This window comes from Streptomyces sp. NPDC005195 (assembly GCF_040608315.1).
Lineage (GTDB): Bacteria > Actinomycetota > Actinomycetes > Streptomycetales > Streptomycetaceae > Streptomyces > Streptomyces kaempferi.
Genome location: NZ_JBEXHZ010000011.1, coordinates 172,658 through 192,411 on the forward strand (window position 1 = coordinate 172,658; position 19,754 = coordinate 192,411).

The 19,754-nt window shown below is 71.6% G+C and carries 17 protein-coding genes and 1 tRNA gene; 7 read left to right on the forward strand and 11 right to left on the reverse strand.

The window, feature by feature from the left end:
- Positions 1-15: 15 nt before the first annotated feature.
- Together ABZV34_RS15430 and ABZV34_RS15435 are read right to left on the reverse strand one after the other, a co-directional pair.
- Complete coding sequence (locus ABZV34_RS15430) at positions 16-936, reverse strand: NAD(+)/NADH kinase (RefSeq protein WP_356275599.1); 921 nt, start codon at positions 934-936, stop codon at positions 16-18.
- Positions 937-1,026: 90 nt separating this feature from the next.
- Positions 1,027-2,934 (reverse strand): ABC transporter ATP-binding protein, encoded by a 1,908-nt coding sequence (locus ABZV34_RS15435; RefSeq protein WP_356275602.1) that lies wholly within the window; start codon positions 2,932-2,934, stop codon positions 1,027-1,029.
- 225 nt (positions 2,935-3,159) lie between these two features.
- Between ABZV34_RS15435 and ABZV34_RS15440 the strand changes: the two genes are divergently transcribed.
- The 6 genes from ABZV34_RS15440 to ABZV34_RS15465 all read left to right on the forward strand — a co-directional run bounded on the left by ABZV34_RS15440 (position 3,160) and on the right by ABZV34_RS15465 (position 11,438).
- Positions 3,160-4,146, forward strand: coding sequence for a lysylphosphatidylglycerol synthase transmembrane domain-containing protein (locus tag ABZV34_RS15440; RefSeq protein WP_356275605.1), 987 nt, complete (start codon positions 3,160-3,162; stop codon positions 4,144-4,146).
- 129 nt (positions 4,147-4,275) lie between these two features.
- Entirely contained in the window at positions 4,276-5,040 is a 765-nt protein-coding gene (locus tag ABZV34_RS15445; protein ID WP_356275607.1) for a crotonase/enoyl-CoA hydratase family protein, read from the forward strand.
- Positions 5,041-5,318: 278 nt separating this feature from the next.
- Positions 5,319-6,434: a mechanosensitive ion channel family protein gene (locus tag ABZV34_RS15450; protein WP_356275610.1), complete on the forward strand. Its 1,116-nt coding sequence runs from the start codon at positions 5,319-5,321 to the stop codon at positions 6,432-6,434.
- A 300-nt stretch (positions 6,435-6,734) separates the two neighbouring features.
- Entirely contained in the window at positions 6,735-8,954 is a 2,220-nt protein-coding gene (locus ABZV34_RS15455) for an NADP-dependent isocitrate dehydrogenase (RefSeq protein WP_356275613.1), read from the forward strand.
- A 302-nt stretch (positions 8,955-9,256) separates the two neighbouring features.
- Positions 9,257-10,321: a right-handed parallel beta-helix repeat-containing protein gene (locus ABZV34_RS15460; protein WP_356275616.1), complete on the forward strand. Its 1,065-nt coding sequence runs from the start codon at positions 9,257-9,259 to the stop codon at positions 10,319-10,321.
- 58 nt (positions 10,322-10,379) lie between these two features.
- The gene (locus ABZV34_RS15465) at positions 10,380-11,438 is read left to right on the forward strand and encodes a methyltransferase (RefSeq protein ID WP_356275619.1); all 1,059 of its coding nucleotides are present in this window, start codon (positions 10,380-10,382) and stop codon (positions 11,436-11,438) included.
- A gap of 110 nt (positions 11,439-11,548) precedes the next feature.
- Here the strand turns inward: ABZV34_RS15465 and ABZV34_RS15470 are convergent, their stop codons facing one another.
- From ABZV34_RS15470 to ABZV34_RS15500, 7 genes are all read right to left on the reverse strand, one after another.
- Complete coding sequence (locus ABZV34_RS15470) at positions 11,549-11,881, reverse strand: TcmI family type II polyketide cyclase (protein ID WP_153287536.1); 333 nt, start codon at positions 11,879-11,881, stop codon at positions 11,549-11,551.
- Between the two features lie 26 nt (positions 11,882-11,907).
- On the reverse strand, positions 11,908-12,387 hold the full coding sequence (locus ABZV34_RS15475) for an SRPBCC family protein (protein ID WP_356275621.1): 480 nt from the start codon (positions 12,385-12,387) through the stop codon (positions 11,908-11,910).
- A gap of 1 nt (position 12,388) precedes the next feature.
- The gene (locus ABZV34_RS15480; RefSeq protein ID WP_153287538.1) at positions 12,389-12,646 is read right to left on the reverse strand and encodes a phosphopantetheine-binding protein; all 258 of its coding nucleotides are present in this window, start codon (positions 12,644-12,646) and stop codon (positions 12,389-12,391) included.
- Between the two features lie 24 nt (positions 12,647-12,670).
- A complete protein-coding gene (locus tag ABZV34_RS15485) occupies positions 12,671-13,927 on the reverse strand; it encodes a ketosynthase chain-length factor (protein ID WP_356275624.1) in 1,257 nt (418 codons plus the stop codon).
- Entirely contained in the window at positions 13,924-15,192 is a 1,269-nt protein-coding gene (locus ABZV34_RS15490) for a beta-ketoacyl-[acyl-carrier-protein] synthase family protein (protein WP_356275626.1), read from the reverse strand. Before ABZV34_RS15490 ends, ABZV34_RS15485 begins: the two co-directional genes overlap by 4 nt.
- Complete coding sequence (locus tag ABZV34_RS15495; protein ID WP_356275629.1) at positions 15,189-15,671, reverse strand: cupin domain-containing protein; 483 nt, start codon at positions 15,669-15,671, stop codon at positions 15,189-15,191. Before ABZV34_RS15495 ends, ABZV34_RS15490 begins: the two co-directional genes overlap by 4 nt.
- Before the next feature lie 70 nt (positions 15,672-15,741).
- Positions 15,742-16,887: a SchA/CurD-like domain-containing protein gene (locus tag ABZV34_RS15500; protein WP_356275632.1), complete on the reverse strand. Its 1,146-nt coding sequence runs from the start codon at positions 16,885-16,887 to the stop codon at positions 15,742-15,744.
- 234 nt (positions 16,888-17,121) lie between these two features.
- Between ABZV34_RS15500 and ABZV34_RS15505 the strand changes: the two genes are divergently transcribed.
- Positions 17,122-18,798, forward strand: a complete 1,677-nt coding sequence (locus ABZV34_RS15505) for an FAD-dependent monooxygenase (RefSeq protein WP_356275635.1) — start codon at positions 17,122-17,124, stop codon at positions 18,796-18,798.
- A 209-nt stretch (positions 18,799-19,007) separates the two neighbouring features.
- Here ABZV34_RS15505 and ABZV34_RS15510 read toward each other — a convergent pair whose 3' ends face one another.
- Together ABZV34_RS15510 and ABZV34_RS15515 are read right to left on the reverse strand one after the other, a co-directional pair.
- Positions 19,008-19,463, reverse strand: coding sequence for an RpiB/LacA/LacB family sugar-phosphate isomerase (locus ABZV34_RS15510; protein WP_356275638.1), 456 nt, complete (start codon positions 19,461-19,463; stop codon positions 19,008-19,010).
- Between the two features lie 162 nt (positions 19,464-19,625).
- A tRNA-Pro gene (locus tag ABZV34_RS15515) sits at positions 19,626-19,699 on the reverse strand.
- Between the last annotated feature and the right edge of the window lie 55 nt (positions 19,700-19,754).

Below are 19,754 nucleotides of genomic sequence, written 5' to 3' on the forward strand. Positions count from 1 at the left end.
CGGAGTCCGGGCGCGTCACTGCTCCGCGATATCGGCGTGGAGCGCGAAATCGACGTGCTCGTCGGGATGGAGGTGGCCCGCTTCCAGGCTTCCCCTGATCCCGAGCTTCCTGCGGGCCCGCTGGTAGAACGTGGTGCCGCCGAGGCGCACCACGTGAGCCACCCCGGGGCAGGCCGTCACGGTGATCCGATCACCCGCGTCGAGGTACTCGACCACTTCGCCGTCGACCTCGACCGCCAACCGGCCCGTCGTGGGGAGCAGTTCGAGCACCACCTCCTCGTCCGCCGGAAGGACGAGCGCCCTGTCGAACGACGAGTGCGCGCTGGCCGGGACGACGAGGATGGCCTCCACCCTGGGCGAGAGGATCGGGCCGCCCGCGGCGAAGCTGTACGCCGTCGATCCGGTCGAGGTGGCGACCACGAGCGCGTCGGCCGCGTAGCGGATGAACTCGTCCCCCTGGAGGCTGATGGAGATGGCGGCCATTCCGTGGCCCGGCACCCGTACGAGGGCGATGTCGTTGAACGCCCGGCACTCGCGCCCGTCCGGCAGGCGGGTCCGTACGGCCATGCGGGCCTCGGTGGTGAAGCGGCCGCTGTCGATGCGGTCCAGCGCCGTCGCCAGGTCCTCGACATCGATCTCGGCGAGGAAACCCAGCCGGCCCAGGTTGACACCGAGCACCGGGGTGGCGGAGCCGGAGAGCAGTCGCATGGCGCGGAGCATGGTTCCGTCACCGCCGAGACTGACGATCAGACCGGCACGGGCCACCAGGTCGTCGGCCGGCACGGCCACGGCGCTGCAGGCGATGCGCCCCACCTCGTCCGGCAGCCCCAGCACCTCGGTCCGGTGTGTACGGGCCCAGTGGACGACGGATTCGATGACCGGCCCCGGATTGCGCCTGGGATGCAGAATCAGGCCGATCGATCCGATCTGACCCATGAGGACTCCCCTTACGTCGACGCGACGGTCCCGAGTGCTCCATCATTGTCCTGCGGTGCGGCTTTCCTGCCGGTGTGGCCCGGTGGCCCTTCAGTCCATCATCAGCCCGAGGCTCCGATCCCGGGCGCTCTCCGGCCGGGGCTCGTCGAACTGGGTCCGGTACAGCTCCGCGTACCGCCCCTCCGCCGCCAGCAGTTCCTCGTGGGTGCCCCGCTCCACGATCCGTCCCGCCTCGACGACCAGGATCACGTCGGCGGAGCGCACCGTGGACAGCCGGTGGGCGATCACCAGGGCCGTACGCCCCGCCAGCGCCTCGGCGAGCGCCTCCTGCACGGCCGCCTCCGAGGTGTTGTCCAGGTGGGCGGTGGCCTCGTCGAGGATGACGACGCGCTGGCGGGCGAGCAGCAGCCGGGCGATGGTCATCCGCTGGCGTTCGCCGCCGGAGAGCCGGTAGCCGCGCTCGCCGACCACGGTGTCGAGGCCGTCGGGCAGGGAGCGTACGAGTTCCTCCAGCCGGGCGCGGCGCAGTACGTCCCACAGTTCCTGCTCCGTCGCGGCGGGGCGGGCCAGCAGCAGGTTGTCGCGTACCGAGTCGTGGAAGAGGTGTCCGTCCTGGGTGACCATGCCGAGGGTCCGGCGCATCGACTCGGCGCTCAGGTCGCGGACGTCGACGCCACCGACGCGGACGGCACCCGCGTCGGTGTCGTACAGCCGCGGCAGCAGTTGGGCGATGGTCGACTTGCCCGCTCCGGACGAGCCGACGAGCGCGACGGTCTGGCCGGGTTCGGCACGGAAGGAGACGCCGCGCAGGACCTCGGCGCCGGCGCGGGTGTCGAGGACGGCGACCTCCTCCAGGGAGGCGAGGGAGACCTTGTCCGCGGCGGGGTAGGCGAAGCTGACGTCGTCGAACTCCACGGAAGCCGGGCCTTCCGGGACCTCCTGGGCGTCCGGCTTCTCCTCGATGAGCGGCTTGAGATCGAGCACCTCGAAGACACGTTCGAAGCTGACCAGGGCGCTCATGACCTCGACCCGCGCCCCGGCGAGCGAGGTGAGAGGTGCGTACAGGCGGGTCAGCAGCAACGCCAGCGAGACGACGGCGCCCGGTTCCAGGCTGCCGCGCAGCGCGTACCAGCCGCCCAGCCCGTACACGAGCGCGAGCGCCAGGGCGGAGACCAGTGTCAGGGCCGTGATGAACGCGGATTGCGCCATCGCCGTGCGCACCCCGATGTCCCGCACCCGCCCGGCGCGCGCCGCGAACTCGGCGGACTCGTCCTCGGGCCGCCCGAAGAGCTTGATGAGGGTGGCGCCGGGCGCGGAGAACCGCTCGGTCATCCGGGTACCCATGGCCGCGTTCAGCTGCGCGGCCTCGCGTTGCATCCTGGCCATCCGGCTGCCCATGCGCCGCGCGGGCACCACGAACACCGGCAGCAGCACCAGCGCGAGCAGCGTGATCTGCCAGGACAGGGTCAGCATGACGGCGAGGGTGAGCAGCAGGGTGACGACGTTGCCGACCACTCCGGAGAGGGTGTTGCTGAAGGCGCGCTGAGCGCCGATCACGTCGTTGTTGAGTCGACTGACGAGCGCGCCCGTACGGGTACGTGTGAAGAACGCGACCGGCATGCGCTGTACATGATCGAACACAGCCGCCCGCAGATCCAGGATGAGCCCCTCCCCCAGCGTCGCCGACAGCCAGCGGCTGAGAATCCCCAGCCCAGCCTCGGCGAACGCGATGACCGCGATGAGCACGGCAAGACGGACGACGGTGCCCTCGTCGCCGCGGGACACGATGGCGTCCACGACGCGCCCCGCGAGCACCGGCGTCGCGACGGCCAGCAGCGCGGTGAGCACGCTGAGCACGACGAACTGGCCGATTCGGCGGCGGTGCGGGCGGGCGAAGGCCGCGATGCGGCGCAGTGTCGCGCGGGCGAAGGGGCGGCGCTCCTGCTGCGCGTTCATCACGCTGTGCAGCTGTGTCCAGGCTGTGGTCTCCATGCTCATGGAAGTGACCGTAGGACCTCAAGCTTCGTTGAGGTCAATGTCCCGCGGAAGAAGTCCACACGCACGAAGGAACGACCCAGGGAACTCATGACGGCATCCACGACGGTATCCACGGCCCCGCCGACCGCGCCGGCCCCGGCCTCTCCCGCACCTTGCCCGGCGTGTCAGACACCGGACCCTCGCCCGCAACCTCCTGTTGGTGCGGGATGGAAAACCTCTCCGGATGTGACAGCGGTCCATTTTCCCCAGACGCCCCCGCAGGGTCCCCTCAAGGGACTCTCCCGGCGCCTCCCCCTCCGGTCGGTCCTGTGCCTGATCCCGCTCGCCCTCGTGCTGGTGGTCGGCGTGCGCCATCGCTCCGTGCTCGCGGAGGGTTTCGGCCAGCTGCGCTCGGCCGAGTGGCCGTGGCTGCTGGCGGCGGCCTTCGCGACCTGTCTGACCTGGGTCGCCGCGGCCGTCACCCGGCAGGGCGCGGTCGTGGAGCGGCTGCCGGCGCGCCGGCTGCTCGCCACCCAGTTCGCGGCGGGTGCGGCCAATCACCTGCTTCCGACGGGGCTGGGCGCCAGCGCGGTCAATCTGCGTTTCATGACGGTGTGCGGCGTTCCGCTCGCCCGCTCCTCAGCGGCGCTCGCGCTGTACATGCTGGCCGAGTCGATCGCCCGGCTCGCCCTGCTGGCGGGCCTGCTCGTCGCGTTCCCCGGGGCGCTTCGGATCGGTGGCCTCCTCCCGGACTGGGCGATGGGCCCTGTGCTGCTCGGCGCGGGCGTGCTGCTGTGCGTCGCGGTGACGGTGCTGCTGCTCGTACGGCGACTGCGCGGGGCGGTGCTGTCGTTCCTGCGCACCGCGCTCGGCGAGGCGCGCTCGGTGCACTCCCGCCCGGCCCGCGCGTGCGCCCTGTGGGGCGGTTCGCTCGCCTTCCCGCTGCTGCAGGCCGCCGGTCTGACCGCGGTGGGACAGGCGATGAACCTGCCGGTGCCGCCGCTGCACATGGCTCTCGCCTACCTGGCGGCGACGGCCGCGGTGGCGATGGTGCCCACACCGGGCGGGATCGGCTCGGTGGAGGCGGCGCTCGTCGTCGCGCTCGTGGCGGCGGGCGGTCCGGTGGCGGTGGCCACGGCGGTGGTCCTGGCGTTCCGGATCATCACGGTGTGGCTGCCGCTGCTGCCCGGGGCGCTGACGCTGGGCGCGCTGGTGCGTCTGAAGGTGATCTGAACGGGACCCGCACGGCGGCGGAACCCGACGGCAGCGGACCCGCGACGGCGGCCGGCCCCGGACGGCGGCGGAGCGCCGACGGCGCGGAGTAGCCTCGGACGTACGTCAGCCGGAGAAGGGGGCAGCAGGATGCCGGTCCGGACCGAACGCCAGGGGTACGTGACCACGGTCGTCCTCTCCCGCCCCGCCGCGCGCAACGCGGTGGACGGTCCGACGGCCGTCGAACTGGCCGACGCCTTCCGGGAGTTCGAGGCCGATGACACGGCCCGGGTGGCGGTGCTCTGGGGCGAGGGCGGCACGTTCTGCGCGGGCGCGGACCTCAAGGCGATCGGTACCGAGCACGGCAACCGGGTCGCCGAGGACGGTGACGGGCCCATGGGTCCGACCCGGCTGCGGCTCTCCAAGCCGGTCATCGCGGCGGTCGCGGGGCATGCCGTGGCAGGGGGTCTGGAACTGGCGCTCTGGTGCGATCTGCGGGTCGCGGAGGAGGACGCGGTCCTCGGTGTGTTCTGCCGCCGCTGGGGCGTCCCGCTCATCGACGGCGGCACCGTGCGCCTGCCCCGCCTCATCGGCACCAGCCGCGCGATGGACATGATCCTCACCGGCCGCCCGGTCCCCGCCCCCGAGGCGTACGGGATGGGACTCGTCAACCGCCTCGTACCGAACGGCCGGGCCCGTGCCGCGGCCGAGGAACTGGCCGCCGACATCGCCGGCTTCCCCCAGTCCTGCCTGCGCAGCGACCGCGCCTCGGTCCTCGAGCAGGAGGGCCTGGTGGAGCGGACCGCCCTGCGCGGTGAACTCCGCCACGGCATGGACGTGCTGGCCGACGGCATGGAGGGTGCGGCACGCTTCGCGTCGGGAGCCGGGCGGCACGGTTCGTTCAGCGGGACGTGAGGCGGGCGAGGTCCCGGACCCGGGCCCCGACGAGGGGCCCGGTTCCGTCAAGAGCCGCCGTACGCGGGCCTGGTGACGGACGGACGGCGAGGGCGCGGGTGCGCGGACCCGGTCACGGACCTACCCTCCGGTACGGCAGGATGAGCGGTCGCCCCGGAAGCCGAACGGCCGTCCGGGCGTGATCGCGCGTTCCCGGATTCGAGCAGGTGGCAAGTGACGACACAGCGCATACGGCCCACGGACCCCCACCCCGGCCACGGTCTCCGGGGAGGTCATCGATGAAGCGTCCCGTCACCCTGGACGACCTCATGATCGCCGGCATAGCCGTGGTCGCGGGACTGCTGGCGGCGTTCCTGCTGCGGATGCTGCTGCGCTGGCTGGGCAAGCACGCGGAGCGCACCCGCTGGAGCGGCGACGACGTCGTCGTGGACGCGTTGCGCGCCCTGGTGCCGTGGGCGGCGATCGCCGGCGGGTTCGCGTCGGCGGCCGCGGTGCTGCCGCTGACCGCGCCGATCGGACGTACGGTCAACCGCTCACTGACCGTGCTGCTCATCCTGGTCACGACGATCACCGCGGCCCGGCTCATCGCCGGACTGGTCCGGTCGGTGACCCAGTCCCGCTCGGGGGTCGCCGGATCGGCCACCATCTTCGTCAACATCACCCGGGTCGTGGTGCTGGCGATCGGTTTCCTGGTCGTCCTGCAGACCCTGGGGATCTCCATAGCGCCCCTGCTGACGGCCCTGGGCGTGGGCGGTCTGGCCGTCGCCCTGGCGCTCCAGGACACCCTCGCGAACCTCTTCGCGGGCGTGCACATCCTCGCTTCGAAGACGATTCAGCCGGGCGACTACATCCGGCTCAGCAGCGGCGAGGAGGGCTACGTCGTCGACATCAACTGGCGCAACACCACGGTCCGTCAGCTCTCCAACAACCTGGTCATCATCCCCAACGCCCAGCTGTCGGGCACCAACATGACCAACTTCACCCGGCCCGAGCAGCGGATGACGCTGACCGTGCAGGTCGGCGTCGGCTACGACAGCGACCTGGACCACGTCGAGCGCGTCACCAACGAGGTCGTCACCGAGGTGATGACCGGGATCACGGGCGCCGTCCCGGACCACGAGCCCGCCGTCCGCTTCCACACCTTCGGCGACTCCCGCATCGGACTGACCGTGATCCTCGGCGTGGGCGAGTTCAGCGACCAGTACCGGATCAAGCACGAGTTCATCAAGCGCCTGCACAAGCGCTACCGCGACGAGGGCATCCGCATCCCGTCGCCCGCCCGCACGGTCGCGCTGCAGCAGGGCGGTGCGGAGCTCCTGGAGCCGGGCATACCGCACCAGCGGGACGCGCGAGCGCAGAGCCGGAACCGGACGGACGGGCCGGCCCGGCTCTAGAGCGTGCCGGGCGTCACACGGCAGGCGGGAGCGAGCGCGGGACTCCCGCCACACGTCCTGGCGGGCGCGGCGCCACCGATGCCGTACGCCGTGGTGCCCTCCGGCCCCACCTGTGGAGAGGCCGGAGGGCCGCCGGTGCGTCGAGGCGGTGGCCGTGACGCACGGTTACGGGACGCGACCCCGCCCGGGGTCGATCGAACCCCGGTCAGGACCGGTCGGACGCGGACCCCTGTCGAGCCGGGGTCGCTCACGAGATATCTTGATGTCGAGCAATGTTGCAGACGTGGAGCGGAGCACCCGGTGACTGACTCGACCATCATCTACACGCACACTGACGAGGCCCCGGCCCTGGCGACGTATTCGTTCCTGCCGGTGGTCCAGGCGTACGCCTCGCAGGCGGGTGTCACTGTGGAGACCCGTGACATCTCGCTGGCCGGGCGCATCCTCGCGCTCTTCCCCGAGTTCCTGGAGGAGGGGCAGCGCGTCCCCGACGCCCTCGCCGAGCTCGGCGGCCTGGCCAAGACGCCGGGCGCCAACATCATCAAGCTGCCGAACGTCTCGGCCTCCATCCCGCAGCTCAAGGCCGCGGTCGCCGAGCTGCAGGAGCAGGGCTACGCGCTGCCGGCCTACCCGGACGACCCGAAGTCGGACGAGGAGCGCGACATCCGCGCCCGTTACGACAAGGTCAAGGGCAGCGCCGTGAACCCGGTGCTGCGCGAGGGCAACTCCGACCGGCGCGCCCCCGCCTCGGTCAAGAACTACGCCAAGACGCACCCGCACCGCATGGGCAAGTGGACGTCCGGCTCGAAGACGAACGTCGCCACCATGGGCGTCGACGACTTCCGTTCCACCGAGAAGTCCACGGTGATCACCGAGGCCGGCGCGCTGAAGATCGAGCTGGTCGGCGACGACGGCTCGACCACGGTGCTGCGCGAGTCCGTACCCGTCCTCGCGGGCGAGGTCGTGGACGCGTCCGTCATGCACGTCGCGCCGCTGCGTGAGTTCCTCACCGAGCAGATCGCCCGCGCCAAGGCCGAGGACGTGCTGTTCTCGGTGCACCTCAAGGCCACGATGATGAAGGTCTCCGACCCGATCGTCTTCGGTCACGTGGTGCGCGCCTTCTTCCCGAAGACGTTCGCCCGGTACGGGGAGACGTTCGCCGCCGCCGGTCTGACCCCGAACGACGGTCTCGGCGGCATCTACAAGGGCCTGGAGGCCCTGCCCGAGGGCGCCGAGATCAAGGCCTCCTTCGACGCCGAGCTCGCCGAAGGACCGGCGCTCGCGATGGTCGACTCCGACAAGGGCATCACCAACCTGCACGTGCCGTCCGACGTCATCGTCGACGCCTCGATGCCGGCCATGATCCGCACCTCCGGCCACATGTGGGGCCCGGACGGCCAGGAGGCCGACACGCTCGCGGTCCTGCCGGACAGCAGCTACTCCGGTGTCTACCAGGTCGTCCTCGACGACTGCCGCGCCAACGGCGCCTTCGACCCGTCCACCATGGGCTCGGTGCCGAACGTCGGTCTGATGGCGCAGAAGGCCGAGGAGTACGGCAGCCACGACAAGACCTTCGAGGTGCCGACCACCGGTACGGTCCGCCTCGTCGACCAGGCCGGCGACGTCGTCCTGGAGCAGACGGTCTCCGCCGGCGACATCTTCCGCGCCTGCCAGACCAAGGACGCCCCGATCAAGGACTGGGTGAAGCTGGCCGTCACCCGCGCCCGCGCCACCGGCGACCCGGCCGTGTTCTGGCTGGACGAGACCCGCGCGCACGACGCCGTGCTCATCGGGAAGGTCGAGCAGTACCTGCCGGAGCACGACACCGAGGGCCTGGACATCCGTGTGATGTCCCCCGTCGAGGCGACCAAGCTGTCCGTGGAGCGCATCCGCCGCGGCGAGAACACCATCTCGGTCACCGGCAACGTGCTGCGCGACTACCTCACGGACCTCTTCCCGATCCTGGAGCTGGGCACCAGCGCCAAGATGCTGTCGGTCGTCCCGCTGATGGCGGGCGGCGGCCTCTTCGAGACGGGCGCCGGCGGCTCCGCCCCGAAGCACGTCCAGCAGCTGGTCAAGGAGGACTACCTGCGCTGGGACAGCCTGGGCGAGTTCTTCGCGCTCGCGGCCAGCTTCGAGCACCTCGCGACCACCACGGGCAACGCCCGCGCCCAGGTCCTCGCCGACACCCTCGACCGCGCGACGGCGACGTTCCTCAACGAGGACAAGTCGCCCACCCGTCGCGTCGGCGGTATCGACAACCGCGGCAGCCACTTCTACCTGGGCCTCTACTGGGCACAGGAGCTGGCCGCGCAGACCGACGACGCGGACCTCGCCAAGGCGTTCGCCCCGCTCGCCGAGACGCTCACCGCGCAGGAGCCGGTGATCGTCGACGAGCTGCTCGCCGTCCAGGGCAAGCCCGCCGACATCGGCGGCTACTACCAGCCCGACCCCGCCAAGGCCGCGAAGGTCATGCGTCCGTCCGCCACCTGGAACGAGTCGCTCGCGACCCTCGCCTGACACACCGTCGAGCCCCCGACGGGCCACGACTGCGCCGCCCCGGCCGGATCATCCGGCCGGGGCGGCCGCGTTCCACCGGTCCGGTTCCGGTGGCCCAGGGCCGGACCCGGTGTGCCGGACCCGTCGCGCCGGACGCTCGTGCCGGAGACATGTACGGAGCAGGCTCCTCCCTCGTCCTGATACCCCGTCAGAGTCCCCGAGCGGCCGACCGACACACCGGCGCACACCCAAGGGGCGACAAGGGCTGTCCACCTGGGTGATCAGCGGTGGCGTGCCGCAACCCCCGCTCATAGCTTCGGCCCATGACCAAACGACAGATGGCCTATCTCGCGTGCACCGCGGCCGTCATGGTGTCGGGGCTGGGTGCCGCCCCGTCGGCCGACCACCGCACCGTGCACCTGGTGAGGCCCGGCGAGTCCGTCCAGAAGGCCGTGGACACCGCACGACCGGGGGACACCGTCCTCATCTCCCCCGGCACCTATCACGGGAGCGTCCGCATCACCGTGCCGGACCTGACGGTGCGGGGCTTCGGTGCCCGCCGCACCGTCATCGAGCCGGGCCCGGCCTCCGCCGGCGGCGTGTGCGCCAAGGCCGGCAACGGCATCTGCGTGACCGGGACCGACAGCAGTCCCCTCACCGGTGTCACCGTGCGCGCGCTGACCGTCAGGGGCTTCGCCAAGCAGGGCCTGTGGGCGTCGGGGACCGACCGGCTGACCGTCCGCGGGGTGACCGCCGAGGACAACGGCCAGTGGGGCATCGCCCAGGAGAGGTCCGACCGCGGGGTGTTCCGGCACAACACCGCCCGGGGCAACGGCGACGCCGGTCTGTTCGTCGCCAACACGGTGTCCGCCGAGGAGGGCGCCCGGGACACCCGGGGGACGGTGATCAGCGACAACCGTCTGGTCGGCAACCGGATCGGCATCACGGTACGCCGGCTGCGCAACCTCACCGTCGACCACAACGAGGCGACCGGCAACTGCGCCGCGGTGTTCATCGTGGGGGACGAGAACAAGCCGTCCGCCGGAGCGCTGACCGTGCGCCGGAACTACCTCCACGCCAACAACAAGTCCTGCCCCAAGACCCCCCGGCTGCCCGCCCTGCAGGGCTCGGGCATCGTCCTCACCGGCACCGAGAACTCCCTGGTGACGAGGAACTGGGTCGTGGACAACGTGGGCACCTCCCCCCTGTCGGGCGGCATCGTGCTGTTCAAGAGCTTCGTCGGCGCCGCCAACCGCGGCAACGTGATCCGCGACAACGTGGCGCTGCGCAACGGCCCGGCCGACCTGGCCGACCTGGACACCGCCGGCACGGACAACGTGTTCCGCCGCAACATCTGCCGGGTCTCCCAGCCCGCCGGCAGGTGCTGACCGCCCCATCGCTCCCCCACCCCCCACCCAAGGCACGACAGAAGAAGCGAGGCACCAGATGACGACTGCCGAGCAGGCTCCGCACCGGACGACCCCCGCCGAACAGGCTCCCCCGCCGCCCATGCGGCTGCGGGAACTCGTCTTCGGAGCGGCGTGCGCCGCCGCCGTACGCGCCGCCGCCCGCCTGGGCGTGGCGGACGCCCTGGAAGAGACGCCGATGAGCGTCGAGGACCTGGCGGCGGCGGTCAAGACCCAGCCGGGGACCCTGCGCAGGCTGCTGCGCGCCCTGTCCTGCCAGGGCGTCTTCGTGGAGCAACCCGACGGCTCCTTCGCCCACACGGAGATGTCCCGGCTGCTGCGCGAGGACGACCCGCACAGCCTGCGGTACATCGCCCTGTGGTGCACCGAGCCCTGGACCTGGAACGTCTGGCCCAGGCTCGACGAGGCGGTGCGCTCCGGCCGCAACGTCTTCGAGGACGTGTACGAGAGGGAGTTCTTCGAGTACCTCAACGAGGAGGCGCCCGAGTCCGCGTACGTCTTCAACCGGGCCATGACGACGTCCAGCGAGCAGTCGGCGCGCGACGTCGCGGCCCTGCTCGATCTCGGTGGGGTGGCCTCGGTCGCCGATATCGGAGGCGGTCAGGGGCAGGTCGTGGCCAGCCTGCTGGAGAAGCACCCCGGGATGCACGGCACCCTGCTCGACCTGCCGGGCGTGGTGGCGAACGCCGACGCGCGCCTGCGCGACGGGGGTGCGCTGGCCGACCGGGTGCGCATCGTGCCCGGTGACTGCCGTGAGGACATCCCGGTACAGGCGGACGTGTACATCATCAAGAACATCCTGGAGTGGGACGACGACAGCACCCGCCGGGCGCTGGCGAACGTCCGCAAGGCGGCGCGGCCCGGTGCCCGCGTCGTCGTCATCGAGAACCTCGTGGACGACACCCCGTCGATGAAGTTCACGACCTCCATGGACCTGCTGCTGCTCCTCAACGTCGGCGGCGCGAAGCACACCCGGCAGAGCATGGTCGACCGGCTGACGTCCGCGGGCCTGGTCATCGGGGAGGTCCGCCCGGTCAACGCGTACCTCCACGCGTTCGAGTGCACCGTCCCCGCCTGAGCCGACGCGGCGACCCGGGCCGGCCCCACACAGGCCGACCCCACACAACCCGAGGCCGCCGGATCCGCGTTCGCGGAGCCGGCGGCCTCGGGTTGTGTCCCGGCGCCCGGTCAGGAGGCGGCGGCGCGCTCCCAGCGGTAGAAGCAGCGCGCCATGGCGTCCTTGGGGCTGCGCCACGTCTGCGGGTCGTACGCGCTGACGTACGCGGACAGTTCCTCGCTGACGCTGCGGAACTCCGGGTGCCCGACCACCTTCGCGATGGCGGGCGCGGGGTCCTTGTCGGACTCGATGAGGTGCATGTACACATCACCGAACTGGAAGAGGCTGCGCCGGTTGACGCCGATCAGGTGCGGCAGTTCACCGCGGTCGGAGGCGGCGAACACGTCGGCGATCGCGGGAGCCGAGTCGGGCGCCATCCTGGCGACGATCAGGGCGTGATGCATCGGGGTCCTTCCTGGTGGTTCGGTGATCAGCCCGGTACGGCGGGCGCGTTGCGGCGGTCGCGGGCGACCTGCTCGATGCGGTCCCGGATCAGGGCCATCTGGACGCGGGAGTTGCGGTTGATGTTGTCCGTCATCCAGGCGTCGTCGACCGGGGCCTCGGGCTTCATCGCGAAGTCCTGCACCCAGTGCATGTGGGTGCCGCCCGGGGTCTCCTTGTACTCCCACCGGATGTCCATGTGGGCGAAGGGGCCGGTCTCGACGCGGCGGGCCCGTACGGTCCGCGCGGCGCGGTCCACGGTCCGCTCCGAGACCCAGCTCCAGACCTTCCCGTTCTCGTCCGGGTGCATGGTCAGGCGGAAGCTCGTCGTGTCGCCGTCACGGGTGAGCACCTCCAGGGACGCGTACTCGCTGAACAGCTGAGGCCAGTTCTCGATGTCGTTGGTCATGTCCCAGACCAGGTCGAGAGGGGCGTCGATGGTGATGCTGTTCTCGGTGTGTCCTGCCACTTCAGGCTCCAGTCTTGAGGGTGCTGTTGACGAGGTCGAGGAACTCGCGGGGCGTCTTGCAGCGCTCCGCGTCGGGCGGCAGCGGCTTGCTGTACCGGTTCTCCAGCTCGCCGACGATGCCGAGCAGGCCCAGCGAGTCGAGGCCGAGGGTGCCGAACGGGGAGTCCGACGCGTGGTGGAGCTGCTGGGGGTCGACGGTGACTCCGGCGGCCTTCTTCATCAGCTTGGCCAGTTCGTCGACGGTCACTTCGATGATCATCTGTGTTCTCCTTCCCGCCCGGTCCTATCGGGCGGATTCGCCGCCGCGGCGCACGACCAGCGCCGCGTTGGATCCCATGAGTCCCCGGCTGAGGACCAGGGCCGTGTTCAGCTCGGCGGGGCGAGCGCTGGACATCACCAGGTCGAGGTCGTGGCAGATGTCGAACACGTTGGGGGTGGGGGGCACCAGACTGTTCTCCATGGCGAGCACCGCGGCCGCGGTGTCCAGCACGGGTGCCGCGCAGTAGGCCCGCCCGATCCCGGTCTTGGGCGCCGTCACCGGCACCCGGGTGCCGTGCGCCCCCAGGGCGTCGGCGATGGCCAGGGCTTCGGCGCGGTCCGCCTCGGGTACGCCCACGGCGTCGGCGAACACGACGTCGATCTCCTGCGGGGCGCAGCCCGCCTCGTCGAGGGCGACCCGGATGGCCTGGGCGAGTCCCTCCCGGGACCGCTCCCAGCGGGAGGCCCCCGTGAAGGTGGCGCCGTGCCCGGCCACGGTGGCCCGGATCGCGGCCCCGCGGTCGCGGGCGCGGGCCTCCTCCTCCACGACGAGCATCGCGCCGCCCTCCGCGGGCGCGAACCCGCAGGCCCCCTCGGTGAAGGGCCGGTAGGCGCGATCGGGGTCCTCGACGGTGCTGATCTCGGGGTAGCCGAGCTGGCAGACCATCGAGTACGGGGCGAGGGGCGCCTCGGCGGACCCGGCGAGGACCGCACCGGTGCCGCGCCGTACGCCGCGGGCGGCGTGCGCGATGGAGTCCAGGCCGCCGGCCTCGTCGCTGGCGACCACTCCGCACGGCCCCTTGAAGCCGCCCCGGATGGAGATCTGGCCGGTGCTGGCGGCGTAGAACCAGGCGATGGACTGGTACGGGCCGACGTACCGGGATCCCTGGCCCCACAGTTTCTGGAGTTCCCGCTGACCGAACTCCCCGCCTCCGGAGCCTGCCGCGGTGACCACGCCCATGTTGTACGGCTCCGCGGGGTCTCCGTGGCCGAGGCCGGCGTCGTCCAGGGCGAGGACGGTCGCGGCCATGGCGAAGTGACTGAAGCGGTCGGTCTGGACGAGGAAGCGCTCCTCGATGAGGGACGCGGCGTCGAAGGAGCGGACCTCGCCCGCGACGCGGAGCGGCAGGTGCTCGCATCCCTCGCGGGTGATCCGGTCCAGAACGCCGAGCCCCTCACTGACGGACTTCCAGTAGGCGTCGGCTCGCAATCCGTTGGGCGCGATCACACCGATTCCGGTGATGGCCGCGCGCCGGGGGCGCTGGGTGCGCTGACTGGTCATGGGTTCCTCCCACCCGGCCCGGTCAGGAGCACCGCGGACTGGAAACCGCCGAATCCGCTGCCCACGGAGAGCACGTTTCTGAGCTTCCGGGGGCGTGCGGTGCGCGGAACGTAGTCCAGGTCGCACTCGGGGTCGGGGGTTTCGTAGTTCGCGGTGGGCGGCACGACCTGGTGCTTCAGGGCGAGGACGCAGGCGACGACCTCGATCGCGCCGATCGCGCCCAGGGAGTGCCCCACCATGGATTTGATGGAGCTCATGGGGGTCTTGTAGGCGTGTGCGCCCAGCGACCGCTTGACCGCGGCGGTCTCGTGACGGTCGTTCTGCCGGGTGCCCGAGCCGTGCGCGTTGACGTAGTCGATCAGTGTCGGATCGAGTCGCGCCTGGTCGAGCGTGGTGTCGATCGCCCGGGCCATCTCGCGGCCCTCACTGGTCAGACCGGTCATGTGATAGGCGTTGCCGTACGTGGCGTAGCCGCCGATCTCGCAGTAGATGTGCGCTCCGCGGGCACGGGCGTGCTCGTACTCCTCCAGGACGAGCACCGCCGCGCCCTCGCCCATGACGAAGCCGTTGCGGTGGGCGTCGAAGGGCCGGGAGGCGTGTTCCGGGTCGTCGTTGTCGGGCGACGTCGCCTTGATGGCGTCGAAGCAGGCCATGGTGATCGGGGATATGGGAGAGTCGGACGCCCCGGCGATGCAGACGTCGGCCCGGCCCTCCTCGATCGTGTGGAAGGCGTAGCCGACCGCGTCGAGTCCGGAGGTGCAGCCCGTGGAGACGGTCTGTACCGGACCCTGCGCGCCGAACTGCTCGGCGACCACCGCGGCGAGCGTGCTGGGTGAGAACGCCAGGTGCAGTTGCGGGTCGGCGGCGCGGTGGTCCACGTCCCACCGTCGACCGCCCTCACTGACCTTGACGTAGTCGTGTTCCAGGCGGGTGGTACCGCCGACGGCGCTGCCGAGCGAGACACCGACCCGCCAGGGGTCCTCCCTGCCGGTGTCGAGTCCCGAGTCGCGTACGGCCTCGTTCGCCGCGACCGCGCCGAACTGGATGTACCGGTCCGCGTGCCGGCTCAGCTCCGGGTCGAGACCGTGGGCGAGGGGGTCGAAGTCGCATTCGGCGGCTATGCGCGAGCGCAGGCCCACCGGATCGAACAGCGTGATGCCGCGGGTCGCGGTACGGCCGTTGGCGAGGAGGTCCCAGAACGCCGTCGCTCCGGTGCCGCCCGGAGCGACCACACCGATACCGGTGACGGCCACCCGCCGGGTCACTTTATGGCCCCACTTCGCTCGGACGGCCGTCCGTGGTCGGGCGCGGACAGGTCCGTCCCGGCGGCGACGAACTCGAGGGCGGGCCCGTGGCCGTCGGTCACCTCCGTGTCGACGTGCCCGAGGCTCGGCCGGGGGGCGAGCGGGCCCAGGTGGAAGACCATGCGGGCCTCGGTGTCACCGACGTTGCGGAAGCGGTGGCGCATGTTGATCGGGATCAGGAGCCCCTGGTCCGGCCGGAGCGCGTGCGCCTCGCCGTCCAGGTCCACCTCGAGCGCGCCGGTGACGACGTACACGAACTCCTCGGAGTACGGGTGGTAGTGCTCGCCGATGCGCTCGCCGGGCTGGATGATGGCCAGGCCCATGAACCCGCTGGTGGAACCCGCCGTGGCGGGGGTGAGCATGGCCCGGATGTCGCCTCCGCGCCTGCGGTTGGGTTCCGTCTCGCTCAGGTCCACGATGCGTGGATGCTTCTGGATCATTCTTGATACCTCCGACTGGGGAAGTGGCGTGCGGCGGGGCGGCCGCGGGCCTGGGGACCGCGGCCGTCCGTCAGGCGTGCGCCGCGGTGCGGTCGGTGACGGGCATCATGTCGGCGTGCGACAGGAGCCGGTTGACGTTGCGCTCCGTCTCCAGCGAGCCCTCGACACCGATCGCGGGACCGTCGAGGAGCCGCTCGAGCTCCGCGGCCTTGCCGGCGCCCTGGACGCCGAGCGAGGCGACGGGGTCGGCGTCGAGTTCGCCCGTGATGTCGACGAGGCGCACCACGATGTCGTCGCGCTGGAAGACGGTGCTCCCGTAGACCGAGCCCTTCGGGTCGGCCGCGGCGGTCTCGTCCTGATGGGCGAGCAGTCGGGCGAGCTCCAACCCCTGGCCGCGCTTGGCCGGGTAGTACAGCGCGTGCCGGCGAAGCCCCGTGGGTTCCGGACGGTCCGCCACCACGTGGTGCACGGCCGGCAGGGCCGCGCGGGTGAAGAAGATCCGCGCCGAGCCCTCGTCGCCCAGGTCGCGGTCCTGCTCCAGGTACGGGTTGATGGCCTCCTCGACCGCGCGTACCTCGGGCTGGCGTGCCACGTGGCGCAGGGCCACGAGCAGGTCGCCCTCCACCTCCACCGCGCGCACGACGCGGTTGCCGTGCATGAAGAGCGAGGTGCGGCGCAGCCGCGTGGTGTCGTCGACCTGGGCCTGGGGGGCCTGGTACCCGGCGAGGATCTCGGCGACCTTCGACTCGGAGCCCGGCTTGACGGTGAAGGTGAGGGCGTGGCGAGCCACCCCGTCGCCCACGCGGGCCCGCACCTGCCTGGCCGCCTTGTCAGCCCTGTCGTTCTTACCGGCCTGCGGCGCCGCCTGCTGCTGGTTACGGTGGGTCTCCCGCAGGATGCTGTACCGCATCGAACGGGTGTCCTTGACGCAGCTGTGCATCGGCTTGACCGTCTCGACGTGCTCCTCGCTGTTCACCCAGGCGAGGAAGGGCGGGGCGCTCTCCCACTCACTGGTGATGAGCCACTGCGAGGGGTTCTCGATCGACTGGCAGAGCTGGTCGCTGATGTGACCGGGGACGGACGCGACCTGGTTGCACATGAGTTCGTAGGCGTCGAGGAACTTCTGCTGGGCTCCGTCGTACAGATCGAGCAGCAGGATCACCCGCAGCTTGGAGCCGTCGAACGCCGACTGCGAGATACGTCCCGAGCTGGTCATCCGGCACACCTTTCTTCGTTCTTCACGGAAGGTCAGGAACGACCGCCGTGGCCGAAAGGCCGGGGTCGCCATGAGCCGATCGTTGACGGGACGTCCGATACGCGCGAGCCCCACGGGGCGGACGAGTGAACTGCGTGCCATCCGGGTGCCCCGGGCGCGCGGCCAGGTCCTCAAAGGGCATGGAACCTGCATCCCATTCCTGACTCACGTCGCGGGTGACGCGGGAGGCATTCAATGAACCGATGGAAAGAGGCCGGCGAGGTCGGTCACCACACGCCGGTCCTCGTCGTCGGCGGCTCCCTGGTGGGCCTGTCCACTTCGCTGTTCCTGGGGCGCCTCGGTGTTCCGCACCTGCTCGTCGAGCGTCACCCGGGCACGTCGATCCATCCGCGCGGACGCGGCAACAACGTCCGCACGATGGAGTTGTTCCGGGTGGCCGGGGTACAGCGGCGCATCGAGCGGGCCGCGTCCGTCCTGGCGGAGAACCACGGCATCCTCCAGGCTCCGGCCCTGGTGGGCGACGCGGGGGAATGGCTGTTCAAGACCATCGACCCGGGTGGCGGCCTGGCCCGTTTCAGCCCCAGCAAGTGGTGTCTGTGCAGCCAGAACGACCTGGAGCCGGTGCTGCTGGAGTGTGCTCGGGAACTGGGCGGGGAGCTGCGGTACTCCACGGAGCTGATGTCGTTCGAGCAGGACGCCGAGGGGGTGACCGCACAGCTCAAGAACCGCCTGACGGGCGAGCACAGCACCGTCAGGGCGGACTATCTCGTCGCCGCGGACGGTCCGCGCAGCCCCGTACGCGAGCGGCTCGGCATCGGACAGAACGGTCCGGGCGACCTGTTCCACAACGTGAGCGTCACCTTCACCTCCCGGCGCCTCGCGGAGGCCGTCGGCGACCGGCGCTTCATCGTCTGCTACCTGACCGGCCCGGAGGCCGACGGGGCGCTGCTGCCGGTCGACAACAAGGAGCACTGGGTGTTCCACGCTCCCTGGCACCCCGAACACGGGGAGACGCTGGAGGAGTTCACCGACGAGCGGTGCGCGGAGCACATCCGGCGGGCCACGGGCGTACGGAATCTCGACGTGGAGATCACCGGCCGGGCCGCCTGGCACGCGGCCGAGCGGGTCGCCGAGCGGTACGTGGACGGCCGGGTGCTGCTCGCCGGCGACTCGGCCCACGAGATGTCCCCCACCGGGGCGTTCGGTTCCAACACCGGTATCCAGGACGCGCACAACCTCGCCTGGAAGCTGGCCGCGGTCCTGGGCGGCTGGGCCGGCCGCGGGCTGCTGGACTCCTACGACGCGGAGCGCCGTCCGGTCGCGGAGGCGACGAGCGCGCGCGCCTCCTCGCGTTCGGTCGAGCACAGCCATCCCGGGTACACGCCCGCGCCCCGAACCGGCGGCCCCGGTGGTCCCGGCGGCCCCCAGGGCAAGGGCGGCGGCATCCTCAACGTGGCGCTGGCCTACCGCTATCCGCGCGGTGCGGTCCTGGGCGCCGATCCGGCACTGCCGATCGTGCCGGACGGCATGCGGCTGACGGGCGAGCCGGGCAGCCGGGCTCCTCACCTGTGGCTGGAGCGTTCCGGCGACCGGATCTCCACCCTCGACCTGTACGAGCGGTCCATGGTGCTCCTGAGCTCGGCGGACGGCACCGCCGGGTGGCACGCCGCGGCGCGGGACGTCGCGGCACGGCTGTCGGTGCCGCTGGACTCGTACCGGATCGGCCGCGGACCCGGCGCGGAGCTGTCCCCCGAGGGCGGAGGCGACTGGGCCCGAACGCACGGTGTCACCGCGGAGGGTGCGGTGCTGGTCCGCCCCGACGGGTTCGTCGCCTGGCGGTCCGAGGGCCCGTCGGCCGATCCCGGCGCGACACTGCGGGAAGCGCTCGTGGCACTGCTGGACCGGCGCTGACGAGTCCTCCGCGCCGCCACGGACGCGGGCGCTCCGCCAGGACGGACGGAGGCGGGGAGCCAGGACGGACGAGGGCGGGAAGCCGGAACGGACGAAGACGGGCGCCCGGACCGGCGACGGCGGGGAACCGGGATGCGCGCGGGGGCGGGACGGCCGGTGCCGCGGGCCGCCCCGCCCTCACGCGTGTCCGGGGGCCTCGCCCGGCCGGGTCAGGGACCCGTTCTGCCGAGGTCGAGCCGTCCGATGTGCGCCACGTTCTCCCGGTCGTCGGCGTCCTCGCCCGCCTCGGCGGCGAACCAGGCGTCGAGGATCTCCTTGAGCAGCGGTTCGGAGGTCAGGCGCAGGCTCAGCGCCAGCACGTTGGCGTCGTTCCAGCGGCGTGCGCCGTCCGCCGTGTACGCGTCCGTGCACAGGGCCGCCCGGACGCCCGCCACCTTGTTCGCGGCGATCGACGCGCCCGTGCCGGTCCAGCAGCACACGACCGCCTGCTCCGCGGTCCCCGCGGCCACGTCGCGGGCCGCCGCCTCCGAGCACACCGCCCACCGCGGGTCCTGGCCGGGGCGCAGTGCCCCGTGGGTCGTGACGTCGTGGCCCCGGCCGCGCAGCTCCGCGACGAGGGAACGGGCCACGGGTTCGTCCATGTCCGAGGAGACGGAGATCCGCATGCCCGGCAGCCTACCCAGCGACGAGGACGTGCGGCACACCGCTTCGTACGGCGGCCGAAGAAGCGCCCGCGCACCCGAAGAAGGGCCGAGCACCCGGAGAAGACCCGGCGTACACGAAGAAGGGCCCTCACGGACCATCGCCCGTGAAGACCCTTCGCACCGTCGGGACGACAGGATTTGAACCTGCGACCCCTTGACCCCCAGTCAAGTGCGCTACCAAGCTGCGCCACGTCCCGATGCGGTTCACCCGCGGTGATCCCGCGTGATCGTGCAGGTAAACCCTACCGCACG